Raw genomic sequence first — 7,414 nt, 5'->3', positions numbered from 1 at the left:
GATAACCTGAAGCCTGCCGCCTGAAATCGGTGTCCTCGTTCGAGGGGGAAGCCCCGTACGACCTCCTCGCCAAGGTCGGCGTCGATCTCGATGTGGACCGACACTTGGCGATCAGGGACGCGCCGACCTTCTGGGGGATGTGCTGGCCTGCACCTTGTCTTGCTTGCCCCCACGAAGGATGTCTCCTTCCTGTCCCGTAGCGCAGATGTTCATGACTATCTGCCGCTTTTATCCATATTGGCTTGAGTGGGCATAGGTACGGCATCCAGTGTGGGCCCGCCTCATCTTGTCGGGCGAGCGACCAGCGGACTAAAAGTCTGCTCGGCCCCGAGGCGAAGGCTGGGGGAGCATGCTGAGGAACCAATAGATGACCGTGCCGCTGCTGTGGCTTGGCCGAGCGGGCGGTGCAGGGGTTCCGGCTTGATCTTCTCATGATCATCGCTGAGGTCTGTCGTGACGATGACGGTCTAAATGATCTACCGCGTCACACAATGCGCGCCGACGAGCAACCAGCGAGCAACCAGCCATGATCAAAAGCGAGCTCAGAGGCCGGCGAGAACCGAGAAAGCCCAGGTCGAACGCGGTCTTGGTGAGTAGGGCGGGTGGGACTTGAACCCACGACCCACGGATTATGAGTCCGCTTGGAACTCGCTGTCCAGGGGTTTGAGGAACAACCGGCAGAGAAAGGGCGCCACCGGCGCGGTCCCCGCGCGAGAACGTCGGCCCCCGCCGCGGCGTAGAGCTCACGGTGACGTTTGAACCGGCGTCACCGCTCGGCGCGGCAGGTCGCCGAGCGGTGACGCCGCGAGGCCCGCGATCCATCCGGCAGCGGGAGCCCGCAGGCGGCCCACCTGAGAACAGCTCATGACCGGCTCTCCCAGCCGGAACGACCATCGGGGGCTCGGAGACTCCTGACGTCCGGTGGGGTGGGGAAGCCGGCCGTGCCGGCGGCGGGTTCTCCCGGGCGGGTTCGGCGAGCACGGCTCCGAGGGCGGGAAGCACGTCGTGGACATCGGAAAGGACAGCTACACGCATCCTCTTACCGTCCAGCGGCGCTTCTGCGCCGTCATGCGGCTCCACGTAAGAAGATCACATTTTTCACCCTCAGGCGGTTGTCCCGTCTCGCCGGTCGGGGAACAGGTCGCGCGGGGGACGCCCTCCCGGCCGGGCACATACGGTCCGGTCGCCAGTGGGCACCCGGATCGCACAGAACTTGAAGAACACATTCCCCGGGGTTCCTTATGCCCACCCTCGTCCTGGTGTCAAAGTGAAAGGGCGGGAGACGGTGCGTGTCCGTATGCCGGACGCGGCCGACCACTCCTCCTGCGGTGCCGTCCAGGGGTCCTCCGGGGTGGCGTCTACCCCGGGACGGCCTGTGCGGCGGCGCCTCACGGGGGTGGGGACCGGCGCTCCGGCCCCACCCCTCCTGCGGATCACGGCCGCCCACCCGGCCGGCCGGGTGGGCGCCACCCGATACCGAAGTCGCAACGCCCGATACTTTCGTCGCTCCCGGCGCCCGGGAACGGCGACCTCGGTCGAGGCGGCGCATCCCGACGGCCGATCCCCGCCACGGCGGCGGCCCCTACCGTTCAAGCATGCGCAAAGCCATCCGGTTACTTGGGATCTTCCTGGTTCTCCAGGGTGTCAGCGGAGCCATCGACCACCTGGCCGTCCAGCCCTTCTTCGGGGCGGTCCTCAACCTCTTCAACCGTCTCGTCATTCCGCGCGTGGACTTCCTGGCCGGCTACGAGCTCTTCGCGAACCTGACCCTGGCCGTCCTGGGCGGTGTCGTGGTCGCCACCGCGGAATGGGTCCGGCCGTCATGACGCCCGGGAGCGGCTCACCGGGGCCGATGTCACCCCCGCGCCGCACACCGCCCCGCCGGGCAGGCCGGCCGCTCGCCGCCGGCCTGCTGGTCCTCGCGCCCCTGTGCGCCGAGTACATCACCGGCTACGACACCGGCACCGGTCTCCGGCCGGCCCCGGAAGGCCGCCGGGAAACCCGCCGGGGCCCGAAAGAGGGGATGCCGGGTTGGGGCCGGGGGCCGACTGCGGCACAATACCCCGCATGACCACCCCTCCGGCAGAACGCACTCCCGGCGCCGTGCTGGAGGCCGTGCTGGAACGCATCACGTACGCCAACGAGGAGACCGGCTACACCATCGCCAGGGTGGCCACCGAGCGTTCGGGCGGCGACCTGCTGACCGTGGTCGGGCCGCTGCTGGGCGCCCAGCCGGGTGAGTCGCTGCGCCTGACCGGGCGCTGGACGTCCCACCCCCGCTACGGCAGGCAGTTCGAGGTGTGGTCCTACGCCACCGTGCTGCCCGCCACCGTGCAGGGCATCCGGCGCTACCTCGGGTCCGGCCTGATCAAGGGCATCGGGCCGAAGATGGCCGAGCGGATCGTCGACCACTTCGGCGTCGACACCCTGGAGGTCATCGAGACCGCTCCCGAGCGGCTGGTCGAGGTGCCGGGGCTCGGTCCGAAGCGGACCAAGATGATCGGGGTCGCCTGGGAGGAACAGAAGATCATCAAAGAGGTGATGATCTTCCTGCAGGGGGTCGGGGTGTCCACCTCGATCGCGGTGCGCATCTTCAAGCAGTACGGCGACAACTCCATCGGGGTGGTCAGGAGCGAGCCGTACCGGCTGGCCGACGACGTGTGGGGCATCGGCTTCAAGACCGCCGACACCATCGCCCAGGCCGTCGGCATCCCGCACGACAGCCCCGAGCGGGTCAAGGCGGGGCTGCGCTACACCCTGTCACAGGCCGCCGACGACGGCCACTGCTACCTGCCCGCGCCCAACCTCGTCGCCGACGCGGTGAAGATCCTGGACGTCCCCGCCGAGCTGACCGCCCGGTGCCTGGAGGAGCTGGTCGCCGAGGAGGGCGTGGTCCGCGAGGAGGTCCCGGCCGGCGACACCACCGTCCCGGCGGTCTACCTGGTCCCCTTCCACCGCGCCGAGCTCTCGCTGGCCGGGGCGCTGCGCGCGTTGCTGGCGTCGGAGCACGACCGGCTGGGCGTCTTCGGCTCCGTCGACTGGGACGCGGCCCTGGGGTGGCTGCGTACGAAGACCGGCGCCGAGCTGGCCGAGGAGCAGTCCCAGGCGGTGCGGCTGGCGCTGACGGAGAAGGTCGCGGTGCTGACCGGCGGGCCCGGCTGCGGCAAGAGCTTCACCGTGCGCTCCATCGTCACCCTGGCCCGCGCCAAGAAGGCCAAGGTGACCCTGGCCGCGCCCACCGGCCGGGCGGCCAAGCGCCTGGCGGAGCTGACCGGCCACGAGGCCACCACCGTGCACCGGCTGCTGCAGCTGCGGCCCGGCGGGGACGCCACCTTCGACCGTGACAACCCCCTGGACGCCGACCTGGTCGTGGTCGACGAGGCGTCCATGCTGGACCTGCTGCTGGCCAACAAGCTGGTCAAGGCGGTCGCCCCCGGCACGCACCTGCTGTTCGTGGGCGACGTCGACCAGCTGCCCTCGGTCGGCGCCGGGGAGGTGCTGCGCGACCTGCTGGCCGCCGAGGAGGAGATCCCCCGGGTGCGGCTGACCCACATCTTCCGCCAGGCGCAGGAGTCGGGCGTGGTCACCAACGCCCACCGGGTCAACACCGGCCTGTCCCCCGCGCTCGCCGGCATGAACGACTTCTTCCTGTTCCCCTGCGAGGAGCCGGAGGAGATCGCGGCGCTGACCGTGGACGTGGTCGCCAACCGCATCCCGCGCAAGTTCGGCCTCGACCCGCGCCGGGACGTGCAGGTGCTGGCCCCGATGCACCGGGGCGCCGCCGGGGCGGGCAACCTCAACAACACCCTGCAGGAGGCGCTGACCCCCTCCCGGGAGGGCATGCCCGAGCGCCGCTACGGCGGGCGGGTGTTCCGGGTCGGCGACAAGGTCACCCAGCTGCGCAACAACTACGACAAGGGCGCGGCGGGGGTGTTCAACGGCACCGTGGGCACGGTGGTCGACATCAGGCCCGACGACCACAAGCTGACCGTGCTGACCGACGAGGACGAGCACGTCGACTACGCCTTCGACGAGCTCGACGAGCTCGCCCACGCCTACGCGGTGTCCATCCACCGCTCCCAGGGCAGCGAGTATCCGGCGGTGGTCATCCCGCTGGCGACCAGCGCGTGGATGATGCTCCAGCGCAACCTGCTCTACACCGCGATCACCCGGGCCAAGAAGCTCGTCGTCATCGTCGGCTCCCGGCGCGCGCTGGCCCAGGCGGTGCGCACCCGCGGCGCCGGGCGCCGCCACACCAGCCTCACCCACCGCCTGCGCCGGCGCTGACCACCCGCCCCGGGCAGGAGATCCCGGGCCCGGTGGAGCCGGCCCTGCCTCAGTTCTTCTCGGGGGGCAGCGTGAAGACCTGGTCCAGGGCGGTGACCCGGAACAGGTGACGCAGGTAGGAGGTCAGGGCGACGATGCGCATGACGGCGTCGTGGTCGCCTGCGGCGTTGTAGACGTTGATGAGGGCGGCCACACCGGAGGAGTCGATGAAGTCGAGCCCGGACAGGTCCAGCTCGAGGCGGCGCACGTCACCGGAGAGCAGGTCACGGGCGAGGGTGAAAAGCTCGGCGGCCGTGTCGTAGTCCAGATCACCGCTGAGGACGAGCAGGCGGGCGTCCGGCGCGATGCTGCGCACCTCGGTCCGGAACGGGGTCTTTTCCAGCATCTATCGTCAAATCTCCAAATCGGTACCGGCGCGCGCCGCTTCGATCCCCTGGACCAGCATGTGGCGGGCCCGGGGAAAGTCTCGCAGCTCGTCATGGAAAATCCGCAGTCCCGCCTGCACGGCCGCGGCGGGCACGCCCCGGGCGGCCAGCACGCCGCGGGTCCAGCCGACGAACCCGGTGAAGACCGGGACGTCATCGACGTACAGGGCCGCGGCGAGGAAGTCGACGATGTGGCCGAGGTCCTCGGCGGTGGCGTCGAGCTGGCGGTCGCGGTAGGCGGTCATCGGCGGGTAGGCGGCGGTCAGGGCGGTCATCGCCCGGGTGAGCAGCTCGCCACGGCGGCGCGTCAGGTGGGTGTACTCCTCGTCGGCCAGGTGGCCGAGCGCGTCCCGCGGGTCGGGGAAGCCGGGCAGGCCGCGGTCGAGGTGGTCGGCTGCGGCGTCGGCGGTGGGGGCCCAGGCGTCGGCGCCCAGCAGCCGGGCGAAGCGCCCGTCGGCGCCGAACCCGGCCCCGCCGGCCATGACCGGCACGCCCACGGCCTGGCAGGCGGTGAGCGTGGCGTGCGCCCGGGGCAGGCGGGTGGCCAGGGCGCAGCCCAGCGCGACCGCGTCCGGGCCGGTCTGGTGCAGGTGGGTGATCAGATGCGGGCCGGGGACGTTGGCGCCGAGGAAGTCGACCCGCCACCCGCGCAGGCGCAGCACCTCGGCCAGCAGCCGGGTGGGCAGCGCGTGGTACTCGCCGTCGGTGCAGGCCACGGTGAGGCGCCCGCGGGTGGGTTCGGTGCGTGTGCGGGTGGCGATGGCGGCGATGGCCCGCTCGCTGACGGCCGTGGCACCGTGCTCGCGGGCGACCGACCACGTGTTGGCCGCCCACAGCTCGCCGACGCGCCGCTGGGCGGGCGCGATGAGCTCCAGCAGGAGACGCTCGGCGGGGACGCCGCCGTCGAGCAGGCCGAGCACCAGGTCGACGGCGCCGTACTCGTCGGCCTCGCCGATGCGTTCCAGGTAGGTTTCGCCGGCCGCGCGCAGGTTCTCGGCGGAGAGGATGGTCGAGCTCATCGCGCCGGCCTCGCCTGCACGGCCAGCAGCGCCCGGTCGTCCTGGACGTCGCCGGCGAGCCACTCGGTGCTGATCTGCTCCAGCCGCTCGACCACCGCGGCGACCGGCATGCCCGCGCAGGTGGCCAGGGCGGCCTTGAGCCGCTGGGTGCCGTACATCTCCCGGCCGGTGGGGCCGCCGACGGCCTCGGTGATGCCGTCGCTGTAGAACAGGCACACCTCGCCGGGGGCCAGGTCGAGGGTGACGGGGGCGACCACGATGCTCTTCAGCGCGCCGAGCATGGAGCCGCGCGCCTGGGCCTCCTCCACGGTGCCGTCGGCGCGCAGGACCAGCGGGGAGGGGTGCCCGGCCACCGCCAGGTTCATCAGCACGTGGCCGTCGTGACCGGCCGCGAGGGTGCTCAGGGCCATGGTGACGTAGGAGTTGGGTGCGGTGGAGGCCAGCAGGGAGCGGTTGAGCAGCGGGACGAGCCGGTCTGGCCGGTCCTCCAGCAGCAGGAGCGTGCGCAGGGCGTGGCGGACCTGCCCGGCCAGCACGGCGGCGCGGGCGCCTTTGCCGCAGACGTCGCCCAGAGCCAGCAGCGGCCCGCCGCTGCCCTCGGAGTCGGGGAGGTAGACGTCGTAGAAGTCGCCGCCGATGAGCCCGGCGTGCTGGGCGGCGCGCAGCGAGCCGGCCAGTTCCACGCCGTCCAGGGCGGGCAACGGCGGCGGGAGCAGGTGCCTGCTCAGGATCGCGGTGGTGTCGCTCTGCTCCTGGTAGAGGGCGGCGGCGGAGATGGCCGCCCCGGCCCGGGAGGTGAAGACCCGCACCAGGGTCTCGGACTCCTCGTCGAAGGCCGGGCCGTGCTCGTGGCGGGCGAGAACCAGGGCCCCGGCGGGGACGCCGTTGCCGGGCAGTGGTGTCACCAGTAGGTGCCCGGCCGGTCCGAAGCCCTCCGGCAGCACCCAGCCGGGCACCTGCCCGGGGTCGAGCCAGCGGCTGGGCACGGGTGGGAACCCGGCCAGCGCCTCGGCCAGGCCCGGTACCAGGGAGGTGTCGGCGAGAGGGACGGTGCCCTCCTGGATGGGCTGGTCCTGGCCGGCGCGGCGCAGCCACGCGACGTGGCGGCGCCCGGAGGGCGGCAGCACCACCATGGCGACCTCGGCCAGGAAGGGCACGGCCAGCTCGACGGTGGCGCGGGCGCAGCGGCGCAGGTTGAGCGAGGCCGACAGCCTGCGCCCGGCCTCCATGAGGAACCGGGTGCGCCTGCGCTCGGCCAGCAGCGCGTCGGTCCGGGCCGCCTCGGCGGTGACGTCGCGCAGGTACCAGGCGTGGTGGGCGATGTCGAACGCCTCACGGCGGACCTGGAAGCGCCGCTTTCCGTACGCGGCCTCGCGGCTCTCCCCCTCGGGGTGGTCGCGGTCGAACAGCGCCGCGGCCTCGCCGGAGGCCACCGGGCGCCCGATCAGGACGTCGGGTGCCATCCGCGCCGCCGCCGCGTTGAGCATGACGACGACGTCGTCCCGGTCGCACAGGACCACGCCCTCGCCGCCGGCCTCGACGACGGCCCGCAGCAGCTCGTGGCCGGGCGCGTGGTCGAGACCGGCAGCGCTCGTACGGTCGACATCATCACTGGCGGGACGAAGTCCTGTCATCACCCGGAGCTTCCGTTTGGAGAGAGGCGAACCACACTATCTTTCCGCC

Annotated in this window: 5 protein-coding genes; 2 read left to right on the top strand and 3 right to left on the bottom strand. The window is 71.9% G+C overall.

Annotation, left to right across the window (positions count from 1 at the left end; all coding sequences use genetic code 11):
- Positions 1-1,595: 1,595 nt before the first annotated feature.
- Positions 1,596-1,826 carry a hypothetical protein gene (locus ABD841_RS36010; RefSeq protein WP_344981111.1) on the top strand — a complete coding sequence of 77 codons (231 nt, stop codon included), beginning with the start codon at positions 1,596-1,598 and terminating at the stop codon, positions 1,824-1,826.
- Between the two features lie 241 nt (positions 1,827-2,067).
- Positions 2,068-4,287 carry an SF1B family DNA helicase RecD2 gene (gene recD2, locus ABD841_RS36005; protein ID WP_344981110.1) on the top strand — a complete coding sequence of 740 codons (2,220 nt, stop codon included), beginning with the start codon at positions 2,068-2,070 and terminating at the stop codon, positions 4,285-4,287.
- A 49-nt stretch (positions 4,288-4,336) separates the two neighbouring features.
- Here the strand turns inward: recD2 and ABD841_RS36000 are convergent, their stop codons facing one another.
- The 3 genes from ABD841_RS36000 to ABD841_RS35990 are packed head-to-tail and all read right to left on the bottom strand — an operon-like array spanning position 4,337 to position 7,365.
- Entirely contained in the window at positions 4,337-4,672 is a 336-nt protein-coding gene (locus tag ABD841_RS36000; protein ID WP_344981108.1) for an STAS domain-containing protein, read from the bottom strand.
- A gap of 6 nt (positions 4,673-4,678) precedes the next feature.
- Positions 4,679-5,731, bottom strand: a complete 1,053-nt coding sequence (locus ABD841_RS35995) for a cobalamin B12-binding domain-containing protein (protein WP_344981107.1) — start codon at positions 5,729-5,731, stop codon at positions 4,679-4,681.
- Positions 5,728-7,365: a SpoIIE family protein phosphatase gene (locus ABD841_RS35990; RefSeq protein WP_344981105.1), complete on the bottom strand. Its 1,638-nt coding sequence runs from the start codon at positions 7,363-7,365 to the stop codon at positions 5,728-5,730. The genes ABD841_RS35995 and ABD841_RS35990 overlap by 4 nt, the downstream gene beginning before the upstream one ends.
- Positions 7,366-7,414 lie beyond the last annotated feature (49 nt).

Origin of the sequence: Streptosporangium fragile, assembly GCF_039534445.1 — a bacterium.
Lineage (GTDB): Bacteria > Actinomycetota > Actinomycetes > Streptosporangiales > Streptosporangiaceae > Streptosporangium > Streptosporangium fragile.
Note: the sequence above shows the minus strand (reverse complement) of the source record. Positions and strands in the feature narration are given on the sequence as shown.

Excerpts from the sequence above, each read along its gene's own strand:
- ABD841_RS36010 (WP_344981111.1), top strand. The coding sequence starts at position 1,596 with ATGCGCAAAGCCATCCGGTTACTTGGGATCTTCCTGGTTCTCCAGGGT.
- recD2 (WP_344981110.1), top strand. The coding sequence starts at position 2,068 with ATGACCACCCCTCCGGCAGAACGCACTCCCGGCGCCGTGCTGGAGGCC.
- ABD841_RS36000 (WP_344981108.1), bottom strand. The coding sequence starts at position 4,672 with ATGCTGGAAAAGACCCCGTTCCGGACCGAGGTGCGCAGCATCGCGCCG.
- ABD841_RS35995 (WP_344981107.1), bottom strand. The coding sequence starts at position 5,731 with ATGAGCTCGACCATCCTCTCCGCCGAGAACCTGCGCGCGGCCGGCGAA.
- ABD841_RS35990 (WP_344981105.1), bottom strand. The coding sequence starts at position 7,365 with ATGACAGGACTTCGTCCCGCCAGTGATGATGTCGACCGTACGAGCGCT.